The organism is Microbacterium sp. Au-Mic1 (assembly GCF_021341785.1).
In the GTDB taxonomy this organism is placed as follows: Bacteria; Actinomycetota; Actinomycetes; order Actinomycetales; family Microbacteriaceae; genus Microbacterium.
This window is the reverse complement of sequence record NZ_JAJTTF010000011.1, coordinates 127563-148582: the sequence shown is the minus strand read 5'-3', so window position 1 is coordinate 148582 and position 21020 is coordinate 127563. Positions and strand designations below refer to the sequence as shown.

General features: G+C 69.5%; 17 protein-coding genes. 14 read left to right on the top strand and 3 right to left on the bottom strand.

Annotation, left to right across the window (positions count from 1 at the left end; all coding sequences use genetic code 11):
* Positions 1-7 precede the first annotated feature (7 nt).
* The 6 genes from LXM50_RS15040 to LXM50_RS15015 all read left to right on the top strand — a co-directional run bounded on the left by LXM50_RS15040 (position 8) and on the right by LXM50_RS15015 (position 7011).
* Positions 8-925, top strand: a complete 918-nt coding sequence (locus LXM50_RS15040) for an ABC transporter permease (protein ID WP_233312292.1) — start codon at positions 8-10, stop codon at positions 923-925.
* Positions 922-1809: an ABC transporter permease gene (locus LXM50_RS15035; protein ID WP_233312291.1), complete on the top strand. Its 888-nt coding sequence runs from the start codon at positions 922-924 to the stop codon at positions 1807-1809. Before LXM50_RS15040 ends, LXM50_RS15035 begins: the two co-directional genes overlap by 4 nt.
* A gap of 1 nt (position 1810) precedes the next feature.
* Positions 1811-2842: an ABC transporter ATP-binding protein gene (locus LXM50_RS15030; protein WP_233312290.1), complete on the top strand. Its 1032-nt coding sequence runs from the start codon at positions 1811-1813 to the stop codon at positions 2840-2842.
* A 2-nt stretch (positions 2843-2844) separates the two neighbouring features.
* Entirely contained in the window at positions 2845-3669 is an 825-nt protein-coding gene (locus LXM50_RS15025; protein WP_233312289.1) for an ABC transporter ATP-binding protein, read from the top strand.
* Between the two features lie 11 nt (positions 3670-3680).
* Positions 3681-4880, top strand: a complete 1200-nt coding sequence (locus tag LXM50_RS15020) for an amidohydrolase family protein (protein ID WP_233312288.1) — start codon at positions 3681-3683, stop codon at positions 4878-4880.
* Between the two features lie 211 nt (positions 4881-5091).
* Positions 5092-7011 (top strand): protease pro-enzyme activation domain-containing protein, encoded by a 1920-nt coding sequence (locus LXM50_RS15015; RefSeq protein ID WP_233312287.1) that lies wholly within the window; start codon positions 5092-5094, stop codon positions 7009-7011.
* A 151-nt stretch (positions 7012-7162) separates the two neighbouring features.
* Here LXM50_RS15015 and LXM50_RS15010 read toward each other — a convergent pair whose 3' ends face one another.
* The gene (locus LXM50_RS15010; protein ID WP_233312286.1) at positions 7163-8578 is read right to left on the bottom strand and encodes an FAD-binding oxidoreductase; all 1416 of its coding nucleotides are present in this window, start codon (positions 8576-8578) and stop codon (positions 7163-7165) included.
* A 172-nt stretch (positions 8579-8750) separates the two neighbouring features.
* On the opposite strand from LXM50_RS15010, the gene LXM50_RS15005 reads away from it, so the two are divergent.
* The 4 genes from LXM50_RS15005 to LXM50_RS14990 all read left to right on the top strand — a co-directional run bounded on the left by LXM50_RS15005 (position 8751) and on the right by LXM50_RS14990 (position 13923).
* Entirely contained in the window at positions 8751-10193 is a 1443-nt protein-coding gene (locus LXM50_RS15005) for an APC family permease (protein ID WP_233312285.1), read from the top strand.
* Between the two features lie 40 nt (positions 10194-10233).
* A complete protein-coding gene (locus LXM50_RS15000) occupies positions 10234-11709 on the top strand; it encodes an aldehyde dehydrogenase (RefSeq protein ID WP_233312284.1) in 1476 nt (491 codons plus the stop codon).
* 40 nt (positions 11710-11749) lie between these two features.
* Positions 11750-12229 carry an Lrp/AsnC family transcriptional regulator gene (locus LXM50_RS14995; RefSeq protein ID WP_233312283.1) on the top strand — a complete coding sequence of 160 codons (480 nt, stop codon included), beginning with the start codon at positions 11750-11752 and terminating at the stop codon, positions 12227-12229.
* Between the two features lie 176 nt (positions 12230-12405).
* Complete coding sequence (locus LXM50_RS14990) at positions 12406-13923, top strand: NAD(P)/FAD-dependent oxidoreductase (protein WP_233312282.1); 1518 nt, start codon at positions 12406-12408, stop codon at positions 13921-13923.
* A 37-nt stretch (positions 13924-13960) separates the two neighbouring features.
* Here the strand turns inward: LXM50_RS14990 and LXM50_RS14985 are convergent, their stop codons facing one another.
* Positions 13961-14674 (bottom strand): response regulator, encoded by a 714-nt coding sequence (locus tag LXM50_RS14985; RefSeq protein ID WP_233312281.1) that lies wholly within the window; start codon positions 14672-14674, stop codon positions 13961-13963.
* On the bottom strand, positions 14671-16329 hold the full coding sequence (locus LXM50_RS14980) for a sensor histidine kinase (RefSeq protein WP_233312280.1): 1659 nt from the start codon (positions 16327-16329) through the stop codon (positions 14671-14673). Before LXM50_RS14980 ends, LXM50_RS14985 begins: the two co-directional genes overlap by 4 nt.
* A 187-nt stretch (positions 16330-16516) precedes the next feature.
* Between LXM50_RS14980 and LXM50_RS14975 the strand changes: the two genes are divergently transcribed.
* The 4 genes from LXM50_RS14975 (at position 16517) to LXM50_RS14960 (ending at position 20863) form a co-directional block, all read left to right on the top strand.
* The gene (locus LXM50_RS14975) at positions 16517-17374 is read left to right on the top strand and encodes an ABC transporter ATP-binding protein (protein WP_233312279.1); all 858 of its coding nucleotides are present in this window, start codon (positions 16517-16519) and stop codon (positions 17372-17374) included.
* Positions 17371-18336 carry an ABC transporter permease gene (locus LXM50_RS14970; protein WP_233312278.1) on the top strand — a complete coding sequence of 322 codons (966 nt, stop codon included), beginning with the start codon at positions 17371-17373 and terminating at the stop codon, positions 18334-18336. Before LXM50_RS14975 ends, LXM50_RS14970 begins: the two co-directional genes overlap by 4 nt.
* 68 nt (positions 18337-18404) lie before the next feature.
* A complete protein-coding gene (locus LXM50_RS14965; RefSeq protein WP_233312277.1) occupies positions 18405-19505 on the top strand; it encodes an ABC transporter substrate-binding protein in 1101 nt (366 codons plus the stop codon).
* A 266-nt stretch (positions 19506-19771) separates the two neighbouring features.
* Positions 19772-20863, top strand: a complete 1092-nt coding sequence (locus tag LXM50_RS14960) for a metallophosphoesterase (RefSeq protein WP_233312276.1) — start codon at positions 19772-19774, stop codon at positions 20861-20863.
* Positions 20864-21020: the final 157 nt, after the last annotated feature.

Genomic DNA, 21020 nt, shown 5'->3' with positions numbered 1-21020 from the left:
GATCCCCATGTCCTACATCATCCGTCGCATCCTGCAGGCGGTCGTCACGCTGTTCGTCGCGGTCACCATCGCGTTCGTCCTCGGACGGCTGTCGGGCAAGCCCGCGGCCCTGATCCTCACCGAGGGCGCCACCCAGCAGCAGATCGACGACCTGAACGGCAAGCTCGGCTTCAACGACCCGCTGCTCGTGCAGTACGGGCGCTACCTCGCCGGCCTCCTGCGCGGCGACTTCGGGGTCTCCTACCGCAACCCGTCTCAGACGGCGATCGGGATCATCCTCGAACGGCTCCCCGCGACCACCACGCTCGCGCTCACCTCCTTCGCGATCGGGCTGGTGCTGGCCGTGGTCGCCGCGGTGCTCATCCACATCACGGGCAGCCGCACGCTGCGGGCGATGTTCGTCTGGACCGGTGCGCTGCGCTCGTCGGTCCCGGACTTCTTCTTCGGCGTGCTGCTGGTGCTGATCTTCGCGGTCGCCCTGAGCTGGCTGCCGAGCCTCGGCTACACCGGCCCCGCCTCGTTCGTGCTGCCGGTCGCCACCATCGCCACCGCCCAGTTCGTGCTGTACGTGCGGCTGCTGGATTCGGCGCTCAGCGAGCAGACCACGGCCGAGTACGTGCGCACGGCGTACGCGCGGGGCAAGAGTCACGCCGCGGTCGTCGCCACCGAGATGCTGCCCAACGCCTTCCTGCCGATCCTCACCGTCGCCGGGCTCAACCTCGCGAGCCTCCTCGGCGGCACGATCATCGTCGAGCAGGTGTTCTCCTGGCCCGGTATGGGGGTCACCCTGATCAACGCCGTGAGCCAGCGCGACTTTGCCGTCGTGCAGGCGGGGCTGCTCGTGGTGGTGCTCATCTTCGTGGTCGTCAACGTCGTCGTCGACCTCCTCTACTCGCTCATCGATCCGAGAGTGAAACTCGCATGACCGACACAGTGGCCATGGCCCAGGTGAGCGCGGCGACCCGCCGTCGCCCGCGGTTCAGCACCCGTCAGGGGCGCTGGCTCTCCACGCTCGGCGGCATCGTCGTGCTGCTCGTCATCCTCGCGATCATCGCCGTGCATCTCTGGCCGGGCTTCGACGCCTTCACCCAGGATCTCGCGCACGCCCGCCTCGGGCCGTTCATCGATCCGAACCACCCGCTCGGGACCGATGTGGTCGGGCGCGACCTGCTCAGCCGTGTCGCCGCCGGAGGCCAGACGACCCTGCTCATCACCGCCGCGATCGTGCTGGTGAACTTCGTCGTGGGCACCGTGCTGGGCCTGCTCGCCGGATTCTTCGGGGGCTGGGCGGACAACGTGATCGCCCTCGTGACCGACGTCAGCCTGGCGCTGCCCGCGGTGCTGCTGCTGATCGCCCTCTCGGCGATCTTCGGCCCGAGCGCGCTGCTGATGATCCTCGTCCTGGGCTTCACGCACTGGATGAGCTTCGCCCGGCTTGCCCGCGCGACGGCGCTGTCGCTGCGCGGACGCGACTTCGTGATGGCGCCGCGGATGCTCGGCGCCTCGTCCGCCCGCATCATCCGCACGCACATCCTGCCGCACGTGCTGCCGCAGATGTTCATCGTCGCCGTCACCAGCATCGGATCCGTGATCCTGCTGCAGGCCGGCCTCGACTACCTCGGCCTCGGCATCCAGCCGCCCGAGCCGACGTGGGGCGGGCTTGTGCTCGAGGGCCAGAAGTACCTGCGCCTCTCGCCGTGGCAGGTGATCCTGCCGGGGCTCGCGATCTTCCTGATCGTCGGCGGCACCACGTTCTTCAGCCAGCGGTTCACGGCCGAGAGCACTCAGCCTCTCCGGAAGGTGCGATGACATGCCTGCAGAGATGATCACGACGCCTCCGCTGCTGGAGGTGCAGGGACTGGTCGTCACCACGACGGGGCCTGACGGCGAGACCGTGCGTCTCATCGACGACGTGTCCTTCACCGTGGACGACGGCGAGGTCGTCGGCATCGTGGGCGAGTCCGGATCCGGCAAGAGCCTGACCATGCTCGCCGTGATGGGCCTGCTGCCGTACGGGCTCGAGGTCGCCTCGGGGTCGATCCGGTGGCGGGGGAAGGACATCGTGGGCCTGCGCGAGCAGCAGCTTCGCCAGATCCGCGGCCGCGACATCGGCATGATCTTCCAGGATCCGATGACCGCGCTCAACCCGCTGCGGCGCATCGGCTCGCAGCTGGCCGAGGCGATCAGGCTGCATCAGAAGGTGTCCCGCGCCGAGGCGCGCACCCGGGTGCACGGTCTGCTCGCGCGGGTGGGTGTGAAGGACGCCGCCACGCGAGCCCGCGCGTACCCGCACGAGTGGTCGGGTGGCATGCGCCAGCGCGCGGTGATCGCGATGGCGATGGCGAACGACCCGGCCCTGCTCATCGCCGACGAGCCGACGACTGCGCTCGACGTCACGGTGCAGGCGCAGGTCATGATGACGCTGGAGCAGGCGCGCGCCGAGCTGTCGTCCGCGCTCATCCTCATCACGCACGACCTGGGGCTCGCCGCGCAGAACGCCTCCCGGATGCTCATCATGTACTCCGGGCGGATCGTCGAGGCCGGATCCACGCGGGACATCTTCCTGTCGCCGACGCATCCGTACACGCAGGGTCTGCTGCGCAGCCAGCTCACCGCGCGGGATGAGCGCGCCTATGCCATTCCGGGGAATCCGCCCTCGCCGCGCTCCCGGCCGTCGGGCTGCGCATTCGCGCCGCGGTGCGAACTCGCCCGCGGACGCTCGATCTGCGTCGAGGTGCGCCCGAGGCTGGAGACCCGGCCGAACGGCTCCCGCTCCGCATGCCATTTCGCCGACGAGGTCCGCAGCCCCCTCCCCGTCGCGCCCATCGGATCGGAGGGCTGATCATGTCGGATTCCGCGAGCACCACGCCGCAGGGCGGCTCGGCGCACGGCGCAGAGCCGCTGATCGAGGTCACCGACCTGCACGTCACCTACGGCCGACGCGGCGCGATCCGCCGGGGCCGCGGCGTGCAGGCCGTCCGGGGGGTGTCGCTCCGGCTCACCGCCGGCCGCACCCTGGGCCTCGTCGGCGAGTCGGGGTGCGGCAAGTCGACCCTGATCCGGTCGCTGTTCGGACTCAGCCCGGTCGCATCCGGCACGATCCGCGCGTTCGGGCAGGACATCACGCGCCTTCCGCCGCGCCAGCGCCGTCAGTTCGGCGGCCGGATGCAGATGGTGTTCCAGGATCCGTACTCGGCCCTGGATCCGCGGATGACGGTGCACGAGATCGTCGCCGAGCCGCTGCGGATCACCGGCGGGTACGACCGCACGGCCGTGGACGACCTGCTCGATCGGGTCGGCGTGAGCGCGGAGATGGCGGCGCGTCGTCCGGGGGAGTTCTCCGGCGGGCAGCGCCAGCGCGTCGGCATCGCCCGTGCGCTCGCCCTGAACCCGAAGGTGCTCGTGCTCGACGAGCCGGTGTCGGCGCTGGACGTGTCGATCCAGGCCCAGATCCTGAACCTGCTCGACGATCTGCAGAAGGACCTCGATCTGTCGTACCTGTTCGTCTCGCACGACCTCTCGGTGGTGCGGCACGTCGCGGACGACGTCGTCGTGATGCAGGCGGGGCAGTTCGTCGAGGAGGGCCCGATCGACCGCGTCTTCGACCACCCCGAGCACCCGTACACGCGGACCCTGCTCGATTCGATCCCGCACGTCGAGTTCGTCTGAGAGGAACCGAGATGCCCGTTCGCAGCGATCCGCGTCGCACCCGTCCCCGTACCCGATCGACCCTGGTGCTCCGCGATGCGTCGATCCTCGACGTGGAGACCGGTGAGGTGTCGTCGCCGCGCACGATCGTGGCGCACGACGGAGACATCGTGGAGATCTCGACGTCGACGCGCACCGTGCCCGGCGCGCAGGAGCTCTCCGTCGTCGGGAGCACGGTCCTCCCCGGGCTGATCGACGCGCACGCCCACGTCACGCAGGCGTCGGGCGATTTCACGGAGATCCTGTCCTGGTCGCCGAGCTACCATGCCGCCCGCACCGCCGAGGTGCTGCACCGCATGCTGCTGCGCGGCTTCACGACCGTGCGGGACATGGGCGGCGCGGACACCGGGCTGCGCCGCGCGATCGAGGAACGGCTGCTGACGGGCCCGCGGCTCAAGGCCGGGGGACCGATCTTCGCCCCCACGGGAGGGCACGCGCTGACGCGGGTCGTCGACGGCGAGGCGGAGGTGCGCCGCGCGCTGCGGGCGGAGCTGCGCGACGGCGCCGATCACATCAAGCTCACCCTCTCCGGCGGCGTGATCTCGAAGATGCGCATCGACTCGCTCGGCTTCTCGGAGGCGGAGATCCTCGCCGCGGTCGACGAGGCGGCCCTCGCCCATCGTTACGTCGGGGCGCATGTCTACTCGGCGGAGGCGGTGTCGAGGGCGCTGCGGCTCGGCGTGCGCACGATCGAGCACGGCAACTTCCTCGACGAGGAGTGCATCGCGCTGTTCCTCGAGAGGGACGCCTACTACGTCCCGACGCTCGCCACGTTCTGGGCGATCGTCGAGGGGCACACCGGGCAGCACCTGGACGCCGCCAAGCGCACCGCCGTGGTCGAGGTCTTCGAGCGAGGACTCGAATCGCTCGCACTCGCCGACCGGTCCGGTGTGAGGATCGGCTACGGCACGGATCTGCACGGGGAGGGGCTTGCGTTCCAGCTCGAAGAGTTCGCGATCCGCGGCAGGGTGCAGGACCCCCTCGCGGTGATCCGTTCGGCGACGCTCACCGGAGCCGAGATCATCGGCGAATCCGGGCGTCTCGGAGTCGTGCGAGAGGGGGCGAAAGCCGACCTGATCGCCGTGAACGGCGATCCGCTGAGCGACCTCGCCGTGCTGTCGTCCGGGCGTGCCCTGCGCCTGATCGTCACGGACGGAGAAGTTCTCCGCTAGGGCGGAGATCGCGGGCGGACTGTGCGTCTCGGTCGGCCCCGGGTTCTCGTTCGAACGGCGGGAATGCGTCGGCTGGGAGAACCTGATGCGTGCGCTGTGAGCCTGGTTCCGACGGCGCTGCCCCTCTCGCGCCGCGCCGTCGCACGGGAATAGCATCGCCCTCGGTCACCGGCGACCGCCGAGGACCGAACCTGATGTCTGGAGATCCCGGATGCGTAGAAAAGTCCTCGGCGTCACCCTCGCGGTCGTCGCCACCGTCGCCGCCACCTTCGCCGGAGCAGGCGCCGCGAGCGCCGCGCCGCCGCCCCCGAGCCCGATCCCGAACTCCACACCGGGCTGGCTCAGCCACGCGACCAAGGGCGGCCCGGCGAACGGTGCGGTGAGCGCCCGCGTGTACCTCGCCCCGGCGGGCGGCATGGACGCACTCTCGGCGCTCGCGACCGCGGTCTCGACGCCCGGATCCGCGCAGTACCGGAAGTTCCTCTCGGCGGACCAGTACCACGCGACCTTCGATGCGCCGCAGGCGACGGTCGACGCCGTCACGTCCTGGCTGCAGGGGGCTGGGCTGAAGACCGCGGTCGATCCCAGCCACCGCTACGTGGATGTCAAGGGCGGGGTGGGCAACGCGAACAAGGCGTTCGGCGTGACCATCTCGAACTACACGCATGACGGGCTCACGGTGCAGTCGCCCGACGGCGCCGCGACCACCCCCGGGGCCCTCGCGGGCGCGGTCATCGCCGTGGACGGCCTGGACACGACGCCGTCGCTCGTCGAGCCGAAGACGCAGAAGCCCGCCCCGCCGGACGGAGGATTCCGAAACTCGCCGGTCTGCGGCACGACCTACGGATCCGCGAACCCCGGCAACATGGCGACACCCGACGGCACGGTGCTGCCGGCGTTCGACGGGAAGACGCTGCCGTACTCGCCGTGCGGGTACACCGGTCCGCAGCTGCGCAACGCCTACGAAGCCGGGCTGACGGGCGGCTACGACGGCACCGGCGTGACCGTCGCGATCACGGACGCGTATGCCTCGCCCACGGTCGAGGCCGACGCGAACAGGTACGCCACCGACACGGGCGACAAGCCGTTCGCCGCCGGCCAGTTCTCGCAGAACGTGCCGAACGCGTACACCAACGTCAACAGCAACAAGTCGAATCACCAGTGCGGCATGGCCGGCTGGTACGGCGAGGAGACGCTCGACGTCGAGGCGGTGCACGCCATGGCTCCGGGCGCGAACATCCGCTACTACGCGGGCAAGAGCTGCATGGATCCGGATCTGCTCGACACGTTCACGCGCATCAACGACGAGAACGTCGCGAACATCGTCACCAACTCCTGGGGTGGCGCGGGCGATGTCGTGAAGCCGTCGCTGCTGCTCGCGTACCAGACCGCATTCCTGCAGGGCGCGGCCCAGGGCATCAGCTACGTCTTCTCCAGCGGCGACGACGGCGACGAGGCCGCGCGTCTCGGCTCGGCGCAGACCGATTACCCCGCTTCGGATCCGTACGTCACGGCCGTCGGCGGCACGTCGACCGCGATCACGGACCAGGGGCTCACCGGTGAGACCGGCTGGCAGACGTCGAAGTACGTGCTGAAGGGCGGCGCCTGGACCCAGAGCGACGCGTTCCTCTACGGCGGAGGCGGCGGCTATTCGTCGAACATCGCCGAGCCGCAGTACCAGAAGGACGCCGGTGTCGTCAGCCCCAACGGCGGACGCGCGGTTCCGGACGTCTCGATGGACGGCGACCCGACCACCGGCATGCTCGTCGGCCAGACGCAGACCTTCACGGGCACGGCAGCGTACGACACGTACCGCATCGGCGGCACGAGTCTCGCGTCGCCGCTGTTCGCCGGAATCACGGCGCTGAAGATCCAGGCGAACGGCGGCACCGGGTTCGGTCTGCTGAACCCGCTGATCTACGGCACCCACGGGCAGGGCTTCCACGACGTCACCGGCGCAGGCATCGACGAGGGCGCGATCCGCGTCGATTTCGCGAACGGGCTCGACGCCTCCGGCGGCTACGTCTACTCGGTGCGCACGTTCAACGGCGCCACCACGACCCAGTCCGTCGCCACGGGCTGGGACACCGAGACCGGCTGGGGCAGCGCCCGCGCAGGCTGGGTGCAGTAACCGCCTCGACGGGTATGGCGAGCGAGGCGCGGGTTCCCCTGGGAAGCCGCGCCTCGCGTCGTCCCGACCTCGGGGTGGGCGGGCGCTCTCTCTCAACGACCCCGCTCGAAACGACCCTCGCTCAGAACGCGGCGCCGTGCGGCGCGCCGGGTCAGGAGTCGAAGCCCATCCCCAGGGCGTCGAGCGTGCGCAGCAGCAGGTTGCGCCTGCCCTCCCGGTGATCGGCGCGATCCATCGACCAGCGGACTGCGTTGATGCCGATCGTCGCGGCAGGTTCCGGGGGGAACGGGGTCGGCCGTGCGCGGACCATCTCCAGGGCGGTGCGCTCCGTCGTCCGGCCGTCGAGCAGGTCGAGCATGACGTTGCCGGCGAAGCGCGTCGCGGCGACGCCGAGGCCGGTGAAGCCCGCGGCGTGCGCCACGCGACCGCCGTGGCTCGTGCCGTAGAACGCGCAGAACCGCGAGCAGGAGTCGATCGCCCCGGCCCAACGATGCGTGAAGCGGATCCCCTCGAGTGCGGGGAAGGTCGTGAGGAAGTGCTCGGCGAGGCGGCGGAAGGATGACGGGCGGTCCTCGTAGCGCTCCCTGACCCGGCCTCCCGCGTGGTACACGGCGTCGTAGCCGCCGAACACGATCCGGCCGTCGGCGGTCTGCCGGTAGTAGTGGAACTGATTGGCGATGTCGGCCAGCCCCTGCCGATCCTGCCAGCCGATCTCTGTGCGCTGCGCGGCGGTGAGCGGCTCGGTCGCGAGCACGTAGTCGTAGACGGGCACCGTCATCAGACGGTTGCGGCGCAGGAGAGAGGGGAAGACGTTGGTCGCGAGCACCCCCCTTTCCGCGTGCACCGCACCGGCCGCGGACATCGCCACGACGCCGCGATCGGTGCGACGGATCTCCGTGACGCGGGAGCGCTCGAAGATGCGCACACCGCGGTCGGCGACGACCCGCGCCAGTTCGAACGCGAGCTTCGCCGGGTGCACGAGGATGTTCCCGTCCTTGTCCCAGAGGCCGGCGCGGTAGGTGGGGGAGGCGATCATCGTGCGCAGCTCTGGGCCGTCCAGGAAGACGTGCCGGTCGTCGTGGCGAGCGCTCGCGAGCTGACGGCGCTGGTACTCCTCCGTCGCGATCTTCACGACGCCGGTGCGTTCGAGATCGGCGCGGATCCCGTAGCGCTCGACGGTCGCGGCGATCTCGGAGAGGTTCTCGGCGCCCATGCGTTCGAGGGCGTCCATCTCGTCGGGCCAGCGACTCGCCCCGTTGTCGTGGCCGTGCGTGAGGCTGGCCTCGCAGAACCCTCCGTTGCGTCCGGACGCCGCCCAGCCGATCCGGTTCGCCTCGAGGATCGTCACCCGGGCGCCCGGATCGCGCTCGGTCGCGAGCAGCGCGGTCCAAAGCCCTGCGTACCCGCCGCCGACGACGACGAGGTCGGTGTCGATGCGACCGGTCAGCGCGTCGTGGCGCTCGGGGGTGGCGTCGTCGAGCCAGAACACCCGCTGCTCGGTGCCGCGGAGGGCGTGCTCGACGGCGGACGCCGGGGCCGGCATGCGTTCGAAGGCGGTCTGCGGCATCGTTGCTCCTCGCTGACGTTGATGAATCGTGAGCGTCCATGGGCTTGTGGATGCTGACTCATGAAAAGTACAGGTTGATGCTTGCGCATTCCGCAACTCTTCGCAAGGATGGGCCACAGATGGGCGAGTTTGCCCGTCATCGTGCACTCAACGGAGAGAGTCGAGGAGTCCCATGAGCACGGAAGTCACGTCGCACCCGAGCGACGCGGTGGAGGAGAAGCTCCCGCGCAAGCTGCGCTGGTATGACGCCTTCGCGATGTCGATGACGATGCCGGCGGCCCTGATCGCCACGCTCGGTGCATCCATCGCGGGGCTCGGCGGCTGGGGGGCCGCGGTGCTCTGGGCCGTCTCGATGGTCATCGCGTTCGTCGTCAACTGGATCTACATCGAGTTGTCCACGATGTTCCCGGAGTCCTCCGGCGGCATCGCGGGCTTCGCGGCGGAGGCCTGGAAGAGTCGCGCACCCTGGCTCGCGCCCGTCGCGGGGGTCGGCTACTGGCTGCCCTGGGGATCCAACCTCGCCACCTACGGCGCGCTGACCGGCCTCATCATCCAGTCCCAGTGGTTCCCCGACCAGACCTGGGAGCTCGCGTTCGGTCCGATCCACCTCAGCTTCCCGATCGTGATCGGCCTTGTCGTGATCTTCGCGCTCTACGCCATCAACGCGATCGGCGTGCGCGTCACGATGACCTTCGTCTACATCACCGCGGCGATCCTCATGGTCCCGTTGTTCGTCTTCATCGTGCTGCCGCTGTTCAGCAGCGGGTGGCACCCTGGCGAGCTCACCTGGAAGCTGAGCGGGTGGGAGGGCCTGCACACCGCGCTCGTCTGGCTCTACGTGATGGCCTGGACCACGCTCGGCGTCGAGGTCTGCACGACCTTCGCCTCGGAGTACCGCGACCCGGTCAAGGACACGGCGCGCGCGATCCGCGCCGCGGCCCTGTTCTGCCTCGGCGTCTTCTTCCTCGTCCCGATCACCCTCGGCGGATTCGCCGGCGAGGCGGCGATCATCAAGGATCCGGCGACGTTCTTCGTCGCGGCATTCGCGAAGCTCGTTCCCTCGGACGCGGCGGCGAACATCATGGTGCTCTGCCTCATCGCCTCGCTCGTGCTGGTGATGCTGACCTCCGTGGCCGACTCCTCACGCGTGCTCTTCAACATGGGCAAGGAGGGCGTCACCGTCCGGGCCGTGGGCAAGCTCGACCGACGCGGCATCCCGATGCGGGCGCTCAACGTCATGCTCGTGCTGAACATCGTGTTGCTCGTGGTGCTGCAGCAGCCCCTCGCCATCATCGTCACCGGCAACCTCGGCTACGTGATCACGCACGTGCTCGCGGTCTCCGGCTTCGCCCTGCTCCGCAAGGACCGCCCGAACGCGGCGCGCCCGATCCGGCTGCCGGACTTCCTCGTGCCGGTCTCGATCGCGCTCGCCGTCCTGCTCGCGATCATCGTCGTCGTCGGCGCGACCGGGTTCTCGATCACCGGCTATGGCGGGATCCTCGAGCTGAGCATCGCGATCGGCATCCTCGCCCTCGGCGTCGTGATCTGGGCGTTCGTCCGTGCCCGCGACCGTCGCAACGGGCTTCCGCCGCAGACCGTCGACGAAGCCGTCTGACGCTCCCCTTCACCCGATCCCCTGAGAGGAACCCATCATCATGACCATGAACACCGTCGCCACCGCGGCCGACGTCCTCGTCCCGCACACACAGCTCTACATCGCCGGCGAGTACGTCGACGCCGCGTCCGGCGAGACCACCGATATCGTCAGCCCGGTCACGGGAGAGGTGATCGCCGCGGTCGCCGTGCCGGGGCGCGAAGACCTCGACCGGGCCGTCGCGGCCGCACGCGAGGCGCAGCGGGCCTGGAGCCGTGTCGGGGTCTGGCAGCGTGCCGCGATCCTGCACAAGGTCGGTGACCTCATCGCCGCGAAGCGCGACGAGCTCGCCCGCCTACTCACGCTCGAGCAGGGCAAGCCGCTGACCGAGTCCTACGCCGACATCGACGAGACCGCGCAGCTGTTCCACCTGCACTCCGAGGACGCGGTGCGCCTGCACGGCGAGACCCTGCCGGCCAACGACACCCACAAGCGGATGTGGACCTTCTACCAGGGCGTCGGCACCTGGGCGATCGTGATCCCGTGGAACTTCCCGGTCTTGATGTTCTCCGAGTTCGCGGCCCCCGGCCTCGCGACGGGCAACGCGCTGGTCGTGAAGCCGCCGACGCACACGCCGCTCACGCTCCTCGCCACCGTCGAGGTGCTGGAGGAGGCGGGGGTCCCGGCCGGCCTGGTCAGCGTCCTCCCGGGCGAGGGTGCGTTCGGGGCGGATCTCGTCTCGCATCCCGGCATCGACGCGATCGGCTTCATCGGATCCTCCGCGACCGCCGAGAAGATCGTCGCGACGGCCGGGCTCAAGCGCTCGATCATCGAGGCGTCCGGCAACGGCCCGGTGGTCGTGCTCGACGACGCCGACGTCGAGGCGGCTGCGCGGGCTGCGGTGCGCGGGGCCTACTACAACGCCGGCCAGGTCTGCTGCGCCACGGGGCGCGTGCTGGTGGCGAGCTCCGTCCGTGAGCGCTTCGTCGAGGCTGCCCGCACGGCAGCGCAGGAGGCCGTGCTGGGCGATCCGTTCCACGCCGCGACCACGCTCGGCCCGATGAACAACCATGCCACCGCGAGCAAGGTCGATGCACACCTCGCCGAGGCGCGCGAGCGCGGCTTCGAGTTCGTGGTCGGCGGGGGCCGCGCCGCGGGCTTCCCGACCGATCTCTACTACGACTTCACGGTCGTCGACGGTGTCGCGCCCGACGCCCTGCTGAGCGTCGCCGAGACCTTCGGGCCGGTCGTGCCGATCATCTCGGCCGACTCGGACGACGAACTGCTCCGCATCGCCAACGACGATGCGCTCGGGCTGCAGGGCGCCGTCTTCACGAAGGATCTCAGCCGTGCCTACCGGTTCGTGGAGCAGATGCGCACCGGTCAGGTGATCGTGAACGACAGCAACGGGTTCTGGGACATCAACATGCCGTTCGGCGGTGTCGGCGGCAGCCGCACGGGCTGGGGCCGCATCGGCGGGAAGCACACGCTGCTCGACATGAGCGACCTGCGCACCGGCGTGATCCACCTCGACTGATGCACCGGATCCCGACCCTCCTCGCGATAGCCTCGATCCCGTGAACGAGCTTGACGGCCTGGACCACCTGGACCGCCGCATCATCGCGGCGCTCCAGGTGGACGGGCGCCGCACCTTCTCCAGCCTCGCCGACGAGTTCGACGTGCCCGCCTCCTCGGTGCGCTACCGGCTGAAGAAGCTGGAGGACGAGGGGGTGCTGCAGGTCGTCGGGATCGCCAACCCCCTCGCGATCGGTTTCGACCGGCTGGCGCTCATCGGCGTGCAGGTGCGGCCTGGAACGGCCCGCGCGATCTGCGCAGCGCTCGCCGCGCTGCCCGAGACGAGCTACGTCGTCATCACAAGCGGGAAGTTCGACGTCATGGTCGAGGTGATCTGCCGCGACGTGGCGCACATCGTCGACGTGCTCGAGAACAAGATCGGCGCGCTCGACGGTGTCGTCTCGACGGAGTCCTTCTTCGTGCTCGAAGTCCACAAGCTCGCCTACGGATGGGGCGTGCCCGAGGTGTCCAGCGCCGAGTAGGCGCATCCAGGATCCGATCCGATCCCCGCACGCCACCCGCAGACGGCATGGCGCGCGGGACCCACCCCGGCGCGCGGTCGCGCGATGACGCGCAAACCGGTGTTCGTCGCGCCCCCCGGGGTGCGCGGTCGCTCGTCGTGCCTGCCCCACCGATCCACCAACGAAGGAGTTGCACCATGGAGAACATCAGTCGTCGCGGAATCCTGCTGGGCGGCCTCGCGGCCGCCGCGGGAATCGCCACCGCCGGAGTCGCCGATACCCGCGCTGTCGCGGCACCGCCGACAACCCCCGGCAACGGCCACGGGAACGGGGCGCCGTCGCTCGCGCATGCGACGGGGGACAAGACCACATGGGACGTGATCGTCGTCGGAGCAGGATCCGCGGGTATCGGCGCCGCGCGCCGGCTCATCGACCAGAATCCGGCGCTGCGAGTGGCGATCGTCGAGGCCAGGGACCGGATCGGCGGTCGCATGTACACGGACCGGACATCGATGGGGATCCCCGTCGAGCGCGGGTGCGAACTCGTGCACGGCGGTCCCTATGCATCGACCTACCCCTGGATCCAACAGGCCGGGTTCGACATGCGGATGTTCCGGAACAACTACATCCGCCTCGGCAACGCGCCCTCGTCCTCGCCGTCGTCGCAGTGGCACCAGTGGGATTCGCCGACGTCGTGGCTGTTCCCGCTCGGCATGCCCGCCTCCCTCGTGCCGTACGATCCGGCCGGACAGAACAAGCAGCTGCCGGCCGTGCAGGCCGGGGAGATGGCGGACGCCTACCTGGCGCGCATCGGGGTGACCTCGGCGAACACGCCGAGCGGCCTGAACTACCGGCTGACCGACGACAGCGAGCCGCTGTACAACACGGCCGCGTCGGAGGTCGCCGGCCCGCTGCGCAAGTGCATCCGCTACACCCTGCATCCCGAGCAGGCGCCCGCGCAGGAGATCCTGGATCCGAACGACTCGCGCTACGACGACGGCGACTACAAGATCATCGGCGGCTACGACCAGCTGCTGCGCGTCATCGCCGGTACGGTGCCCGTGCTGCTGCAGACCGTCGTGCAGGAGGTCGCCTACACGGCCAGCGGCGTCGAACTGCGCACCTCGAAGGGCGTGATGTTCGGGCGCCGGGTGATCTTCGCGGTGCCCGCCGGTGTGATGAAGCGTCGCGACATCGCCTTCTCCCCGGGGCTGCCGGCCAACAAGTGGGCAGCCTTCGACGCGTTCACGTACGAGGACATCTTCAAGTGCGTGCTCGAGTTCAAGGACAGGGTGTTCACGCCCAACGGCACGGACGACTGGGGGTATGCCGAGACCATGGACGGTTCCCCGACCACGCTGTGGAACGCCTCGGTCGCGTATCCCGGCTACAAGGGCCAGGTCGTCGTCGGCTGGGAGACGGGCGCCGCTGCGAAGGAGCTGCACGCCCTCCCGCTCGAGCAGAAGTATCAGGCGGTGCTGGAGGTCGTTCGCCGATCCGCCGGAGACCAGGGCCTGAATTACCACAAGGCCGTCATGACGGACTGGGCTAACGAACCCTACTCGTGGGGACCGTATGGCGGCGGCGGGAATGCGAACCACATGTCGGCGACCGTGAGCGGCGTCCTGTTCTGGGCGGGGATGCGCACGAGCACGGTGTCGGCGTCGTACAGCTCGGGGGTGGCTCAGGCGGACCAGCTCCTGAAGTCCCTCTGACGCCAGACACGGGAGTGCGGCGGCAGGAGGCCGAGCCTCAGCGTCTCCGCGCCGCGTACCGGTGCTCCGGTCTGCCGGTGCTGCCGTAGCGCAGCTCGAGGCGCACGAGGCCGGACTGTTCGAGCTGCGTGAGAGCGCGCTGCGCGGTCGTCCGGCTGATGCCGATCGACGCGGCGATCTCCTGCGCCGACACGTCGGCGCGCCGTGCGGTCACCGCGTCGAGCACCGCCTGGAGGGTGGGGGCGAGCCGGCGTCCCTCCTCGGGTGCGGGAGCAGGACCGGGGCGAAGCAGATCGAAGAGCCGGTTCACGTCGTCCTGCGTGGCGGCGTCGCCGAGCGCCGCGATCCGCTCCTGCGCGTTCCGGTATGCGGTCAGCCGTTCGGCGAGCTCCGCGAACCCGAACGGCTTCACGAGGTAGTGCAGCGCGCCGAGCTGCACCGCGCGGCGCACGGTCGCGAGGTCGTTCGCGGCCGAGATCACGATCACCGCGGGCCCGGTCCCCGTGCCCGTCGAGAGATCCGGATCCGCGAGCAGCTGCCGCACCACCTCGAGTCCGTCGCCGTCGGGCAGGTACACGTCCATGAGCACGAGGTCGGGCCGCAGGTCCTTCGCCTGCCGCAGCGCCTCCGCGGCGGATCCGGCCTGTCCCACCACGCGGAAGCCGGGCACGGCCTCGACGAACCCGACGTGCACGCTGGCGACGCGGAAGTCGTCGTCGACGACGAGCACCGTGGTCTCGGAGTCGGTCATCGGACGCCTCCCTGCGTCGGGGCGGCGGTTGCAGAGCCCGGCGCGTCCGTGCTCACAGCTTCCGCAGCCGACTCGCCGCCGGACCGCGGGATCACCACGGTGAACGCGGCGCCGCCGTCGCTTGCGACCGAGACGGTGCCGCCGAGCCGGCTCGCCGTCGTGTGCACGAGCGACAGTCCGAGCCCGCCGTGCCGCGCCAGGGCCCCGCGCTTGGTCGTGTAGCCGCTCTCGAAGATGCGCGGGACGGAGCCGTCCGGTACGCCGGGGCCGTTGTCGGCGACGCGCACGGTCAGGGCGTCAGGGGTCTCGACGATCGCGACGGTCACGCGGCGCGGCCCGGGGGAGTCGGACAGCGCGTCGAACGCGTTGTCGATGAGGTTGCCGAGGATCGTGACGAGCGCCTGCAGACGATCGGATGCGGATCCGAGATCCGTCTCGGGCGCGATCGCCAGATCGATGCCGCGCTCGTTCGCCTCCGCGGCCTTGCCCAGCAGCAGGCCCACGATCATGGGTGCGCCCACGTGGGTGCGCAGGGTGCGGTCGAGGTCGGCCGAGGTGCCGCGGATCTCGTTCAGATACTGCAGCGCCTCCTCCGTCCGCCCCAGCTCGAGCAGCCCCGCGACCGCATGCATCCGGTTCGAGAACTCGTGCTGCTGCGCGCGGATCGACTCGGCGAAGCTGCGCTCGCCGTCGAGCTCCTGGGTGAGGCCGGTGACCTCGGTGCGATCCTGCAGCGTGAGCACGGCGCCGTGCGGTCGCCCGGCGAGGGTGACCGGCATGCGGTTGAGCACGAGCACGCCCGCGTCGGTCACGGCGATCGCGTCCTTCACCTCGGTCGTGCCGGTGAGCGCCTCGCGGATCGGGCTCGCGACGAGCACGTCGTCGAGGCGACGCCCACGAGCGCCTTCGGGCAGGCGCAGCAGGCGCTGGGCCTCGTCGTTCACCACCGTGATCCGCCCCGCAGGATCGATCGCGATCACGCCCTCCCGGATGCCGTGCAGGGTCGCCTCGCGCTCCTGCAGCAGGCGGGCGATCTCGTCGAGCTCGAGTCCGAACGTGCGACGCTTCAGCAGTGCGGCGAGGCCGAACGACACCGCCGTCCCGATCGCGAACGCCAGCACGATCCAGGTCGCGTAGATCGGCAGCTGTCCGAGCAGCTCCGCCGCGACGCTCGACTCCCTGATGCCGACCGACACCTCGCCGATGACCGTGCGGGTGGAGCCCGCGAACACCGGCACGCGGGCGTTCGCGGTCGTGCCGGTCGATCCGACGTCGGTGCCCCGATGCACCTCGCCGTCGCGGGCGATGATGTCTTCCGAGACCTTCTTGCCGATCAGGGCGGGGTTCGGATGGGAATGCCGCACCCGGTCCATGTCGATGACGACGACGTAGGCGGCGCCGGTGCGCTGCGTCGTCGCCGTGGCGAGCTGCTGCACGTCGTCGCAGGCGCCGCCGCCGGAGGAGAGGCAGCCCTGCACGGCAGGCATCTCGGCGAAGGTCTGCGCGATGTCCGCCGCGCGGTCCTGGTAGTCGCTGGTGAGGTTGGCGCGGGCGGTGATCGCGAACAGCACGAACCCGATCAGCAGCGAGGCGCTGAGGATCGCGACCTGAGCCAGCAGGATCAGGCTCGACAGTCTCCGGATCCGTCGTCGCATCACACCGGATTCTCTCACCGTCCGTCATGTCGCGACCGTGCACAGAACGCCCAAAAGGTGCGACAACGCCCGAAACGGCGGGCAATGCGCGCAAGCACGACAGCGATGCGGGCGGCGGGCGAGCATCGATCCATCGCCCGGCGTCGTCGCCGCGGCGAGCAGACACAGACAGAGAGGTCTTCGTGCCATGAGCGACACACGTTCCCCCGGCGCCGGCCGCGCCCCCGATGTCGGCGGACCCGCCGCCGGCATCGAGATCGTCGGCCTCACCAAGCGCTTCCTCACCCCGAAGGGCGACACCTTCACCGCGATCCGCGACGTGTCGCTGACCGTCGAGCCGGGTCAGTTCTGCGCGATCGTCGGACCGACCGGCTGCGGCAAGTCGACCACGCTCGCGCAGGTCTCCGGCCTCGAGAAGCCGTCGGCCGGATCCGTGAGCGTCGGCGGCCGCATCGTCGACGGCATCACGCAGGGGGTCAGCTACATGTTCCAGGCGGACTCGCTGTTCCCGTGGAAGACCGTGCTGAACAACGTCATGGTCGGCCCCGTGCTCACGGGCACGCCGAAGAAGGAGGCCACGGCGCTGGCCCTCGACTGGCTGCGCCGCGTGGGGCTCGCCGGCTTCGAGGACCGCTACCCGCACCAGCTGTCCGGCGGTATGCGCAAGCGCGTCGCGATGGCGGCAGCGCTCATCAACCGTCCGCGGATCCTGCTCATGGATGAGCCGTTCGGCGCGCTGGATGTGCAGACCAAGGCGATCATGCAGACCGAGCTGCTGCAGCTGTGGGAGGAGTTGCGGCCGTCCGTGCTGTTCATCACGCATGACCTGGACGAGGCCGTCGCGCTCGCCGACCGGGTGGTCATCATGACCTCGAGCCCCGGCACCGTGAAGGACGTGTTCGAGATCGACCTGCCCCGCCCCCGCGGCGACGTGCAGCAGATCCGCCATGAGGGCCGCTTCCTCGAGCTGCAGGGCCAGATCTGGGAGTCGCTGCGCGAAGAGGTCGACCGGGCCTACGCGCAGACCGCGGCGGTGGCAGCATGACCGCGGCGACGGAGCGGATCTCCGACGCCGGGATCGCTGCGGTGAACACTCCGCCCCGCACCGACATCACGGGATCGCTCGGCTACGCGGCCGACGACCCGCGCAACTTCTTCCGTCCCGAGATCCAGACCGAAGCCGAATTGCAGGCCGCGGGCCGCCGCGCCCGCCGTCGCCATACCGTGTGGGTGTGGGTCGGCCGGATCGGGCTCGCCGCCGTCGTGCTCGGCGGCTGGCAGCTGTTCACGGCCATGGGCTGGGTGGACAAGTTCTTCTTCGGTCAGCCCACCGCCGTGTGGGACAGCCTGGTGCACCTGTTCACGGTGGGCACGGCCTTCGGATCCATCTGGGAGAACCTGTGGGTCACGGTGCAGGAGGCGCTGCTGGGCTTCGCGGTCGGCACGCTCGCGGGCATGATCGCCGGCATCCTGCTCGGCAGCAATCGCTATCTGGCCGAGGTGTGCGGTCCGTACATCAAGATCATCAACGCCATCCCGCGCATCGTCCTCGGCTCGATCTTCATCGTCGCGTTCGGTCTCGGAATGCCGGCCAAGGTGCTCCTCGCCGCGGTGCTGGTGTTCTTCGCCGTCTTCTTCAACGCCTTCCAGGGCGTGCGGGAGGTGGATCCGAACCTCGTCTCGAACGTGCGGGTGCTGGGTGCGTCGCCGCTGCAGGTCGCCCGCCACGTCACGATCCCGTCTGCGATGACGTGGATCATCGCGAGCCTGCACACGGCCTTCGGCTTCGCCATCATCGGCGCGCTGGTCGCGGAGGTGCTGGGCGCACAGCGCGGCATCGGCCTCATCATCAGCCAGGCGCAGGGATCCTTCGACCCGAACACGGTGTTCGCCTGCATGGTCATCATCGCTGTGTTCACGCTCGTCGCCGAGTACCTGATCTCCCTGCTCGAGAAGCGCGTGCTGCGCTGGCGCCCGCCGACGCGGTCCGAGGCCTCGTCGATCTGATCCCCTCCCCTCGCAATCCCTCCTCACCAGGAACGCCGGCCCGATCGGCGCAACGAAAGGAAACCCACATGAACAAGCGCGGCATCGTCGCCGTCGCGGCGGCCGGAGCACTGATGCTCAGCCTCGCAGCCTGCAGCGGCGGAGCGTCCGGATCCTCCGGATCCAGCACCGCCGGAGCGAACGGCTCCTCGCCTGAGACCGTGAAGATCATGGTCGGTGGCATCGACAAGCAGATCTACCTGCCGTACAAACTCGCCGACCAGCTCGGCTTCTACAAGAAGTTCGGCGTGAACGTCGAGCTCTCCACGGAGCAGAACGGCGGCGTCGGCGCCGAGGACGCGATGATCTCCGGCCAGGTCGACTTCGCCGGCGCCTGGTACAACCACACGATCGAGCTGCAGCCCAAGGGCAAGGAGGTCATCGACGTCGTGCAGCTGTCGGGCGCCCCGGGCGAGCGTCTGATGTGCACCGACAAGAGCGGCGTGAAGAACCCGTCCGACATCAAGGGCAAGAACATGGGAGTCACCGACCTGGGTTCGGGCACGGACAAGCTCACGCAGTTCATCGCGCACAAGGGCGGGCTGTCCACGAGCGACTACCAGACCGTCGCCGTGCACGCCGGCGCGACCGCGATCGCCGCCCTCAAGCAGGGCTCGGCGGACTGCGCGATGACCACGCAGCCGACGGTGACCGCGCTCACCACGCAGAAGGTCGCCGACACGGTCGTCGACCTCGCCACCACCGAGGGCGCGCAGAAGGCGCTCGGCGGAGCGTGGCCGGCGGCGGGTCTGCTCGGCCGCTCGGAGTGGGTGAACGCGCACAAGGACGCGACGCAGCGGGTCGTGAACGCCCTGGTCGCCACGATGCACTGGATCGACCAGCACTCCGCGGCGGACATCGCGAACAAGCTGCCCGCCGAGTACGTGAACAACTCCACGATCACCAAGGACCAGTACGTGGCCGGTCTCACCACCGACAAGGGGCAGTTCCTGCCCGACGGGATCATGCCCGCCGGGGGACCCAAGACGGTGCTCGACATGGAGAAGCAGCTCGGTCTGGACACCTCGAAGGTCGACATCTCCAAGACCTTCACGAACGACTACGCGCAGAAGGCCAACAAGGACGCCGGCACGAAGGTGACCACCACGGCCGCGGGTTCCGACGGCTGATCAGGATCCTGTCAGGGTCGCCGATCCGGATCCGGTCCTGATCCGGATCCGGTCCTGATCCCGCCGAATCACGACGATGCCGGGCGCTCCCAGACGGGACGCCCGGCATCGCCGTGTGCGGGATCCGGCCCAATGCGCACACTCGGCGCAGCGATTCGACCTCGGCCGCCGATCGAGGCCACGATGTCGTCGTCCGTTCATGCGCTGTTCGCGTGCCTTTGCTGATCTCGAAGAGACAGACGGTTCTGCGACAGCAAAGGAACATCGTGATCTCTCGACGCTCACTCATCACCTCCGGTGCCGCAGCCGGGGCGCTCCTGGCGGTAGAGACGGCGGCCTCGGCTTCCGCGCGGGTGCTGCCCGCCGGCAACGGCAACGGCACGGGGCCGGGCAACGGCAACGGACAGGGCAACAACGGCAACGGCAACGGCAACGGCGGCGGATCCGTCACCGCTTTCAACGTCATCAGCGACATCCAGGGCGACCTCGCCGACTTCGCGGTTGCGCTGCAGGACATCGCCCAGATCAACCCGGGCAGCAAGGGCATCGCGATCGCCGGTGACATCACCCCGCGCGGCTACGACTTCGAGTACGCGCAGGTGAGCAAGGTGCTCGCCGCGAACCCCGCACCGAAGTCGCTCGCGTGGGCCATCGGCAACCACGAGTTCTACGTGCCGAAGTACTCCGACCCGAACACTCTCGCCCAGGCCACCTGGCCCAACGGCACCACGGAGGACTCGCTGTTCAAGAGCTTCTACAACTTCGCGGGCCGCAACACCATCTACAACGAGCAGGTCTTCGGCGACGTCCCGGTGCTCATGATCGGCACCGAGAAGTACATGCACTACCACGACGCCACTCTCTGGGATGAGGTGTGGATGAGCGACGCGCAGTTCGCCTGGCTCGAGGACCGGCTCTGGTACTGGCGCGACCGCAAGCGTCCCGTCATGGTGATCAGCCACCACCCGCTGCCGAACACCGTCTCGGGCTCGCGGAACAAGCTCTACATGTCGGACTATCTGCAGACCGACCGCCTGCTGGATCTGCTGGGGCGCCACCCCGATGTCTTCCTGTTCACGGGGCACACGCACTGGGATCTGGCGCTCTCCGACTGGTACGCGCGCCGGATCGTGGCGGGCACCGGCAACCTCGACGGCTTCAACGTGGTGAACACCGGTGCGATCCAGACCGGCTGGACCGACAACGGCTCGGGTGGCGAGTCCGTCGTGCCCGGCGGCTTCAACCAGGGTCTGCAGGTCGAGGTCGGCGCGAAGTCCGTGACGATCAAGGCGCGCGACTTCCAGCGCAAGGAGTGGATGAAGCAGGTGCGGATCCCGCTGTCCACCCAGTGGTCCTGACCCGCGAACAGGCGTGATCGCGAAGGGCTGGGCGCCCGTGTGGGGTGCCCAGCCCTTCGCCGTGGGGTCGGCGGTCCCGGTCGCCATCGCCTGCGGATCGATGCGCGTTCTGTTCAATCGCCCGCACCGTCGTCCTTCCTATCGTCGGAGTCATCCA

What these genes read in the sequence shown, in the direction of transcription:
- LXM50_RS15040 (WP_233312292.1), top strand. Translation starts at nt 8, where the DNA reads ATGTCCTACATCATCCGTCGCATCCTGCAGGCGGTCGTCACGCTGTTC.
- LXM50_RS15035 (WP_233312291.1), top strand. Translation starts at nt 922, where the DNA reads ATGACCGACACAGTGGCCATGGCCCAGGTGAGCGCGGCGACCCGCCGT.
- LXM50_RS15030 (WP_233312290.1), top strand. Translation starts at nt 1,811, where the DNA reads ATGCCTGCAGAGATGATCACGACGCCTCCGCTGCTGGAGGTGCAGGGA.
- LXM50_RS15025 (WP_233312289.1), top strand. Translation starts at nt 2,845, where the DNA reads ATGTCGGATTCCGCGAGCACCACGCCGCAGGGCGGCTCGGCGCACGGC.
- LXM50_RS15020 (WP_233312288.1), top strand. Translation starts at nt 3,681, where the DNA reads ATGCCCGTTCGCAGCGATCCGCGTCGCACCCGTCCCCGTACCCGATCG.
- LXM50_RS15015 (WP_233312287.1), top strand. Translation starts at nt 5,092, where the DNA reads ATGCGTAGAAAAGTCCTCGGCGTCACCCTCGCGGTCGTCGCCACCGTC.
- LXM50_RS15010 (WP_233312286.1), bottom strand. Translation starts at nt 8,578, where the DNA reads ATGCCGCAGACCGCCTTCGAACGCATGCCGGCCCCGGCGTCCGCCGTC.
- LXM50_RS15005 (WP_233312285.1), top strand. Translation starts at nt 8,751, where the DNA reads ATGAGCACGGAAGTCACGTCGCACCCGAGCGACGCGGTGGAGGAGAAG.
- LXM50_RS15000 (WP_233312284.1), top strand. Translation starts at nt 10,234, where the DNA reads ATGACCATGAACACCGTCGCCACCGCGGCCGACGTCCTCGTCCCGCAC.
- LXM50_RS14990 (WP_233312282.1), top strand. Translation starts at nt 12,406, where the DNA reads ATGGAGAACATCAGTCGTCGCGGAATCCTGCTGGGCGGCCTCGCGGCC.
- LXM50_RS14985 (WP_233312281.1), bottom strand. Translation starts at nt 14,674, where the DNA reads ATGACCGACTCCGAGACCACGGTGCTCGTCGTCGACGACGACTTCCGC.
- LXM50_RS14980 (WP_233312280.1), bottom strand. Translation starts at nt 16,329, where the DNA reads ATGCGACGACGGATCCGGAGACTGTCGAGCCTGATCCTGCTGGCTCAG.
- LXM50_RS14975 (WP_233312279.1), top strand. Translation starts at nt 16,517, where the DNA reads ATGAGCGACACACGTTCCCCCGGCGCCGGCCGCGCCCCCGATGTCGGC.
- LXM50_RS14970 (WP_233312278.1), top strand. Translation starts at nt 17,371, where the DNA reads ATGACCGCGGCGACGGAGCGGATCTCCGACGCCGGGATCGCTGCGGTG.
- LXM50_RS14965 (WP_233312277.1), top strand. Translation starts at nt 18,405, where the DNA reads ATGAACAAGCGCGGCATCGTCGCCGTCGCGGCGGCCGGAGCACTGATG.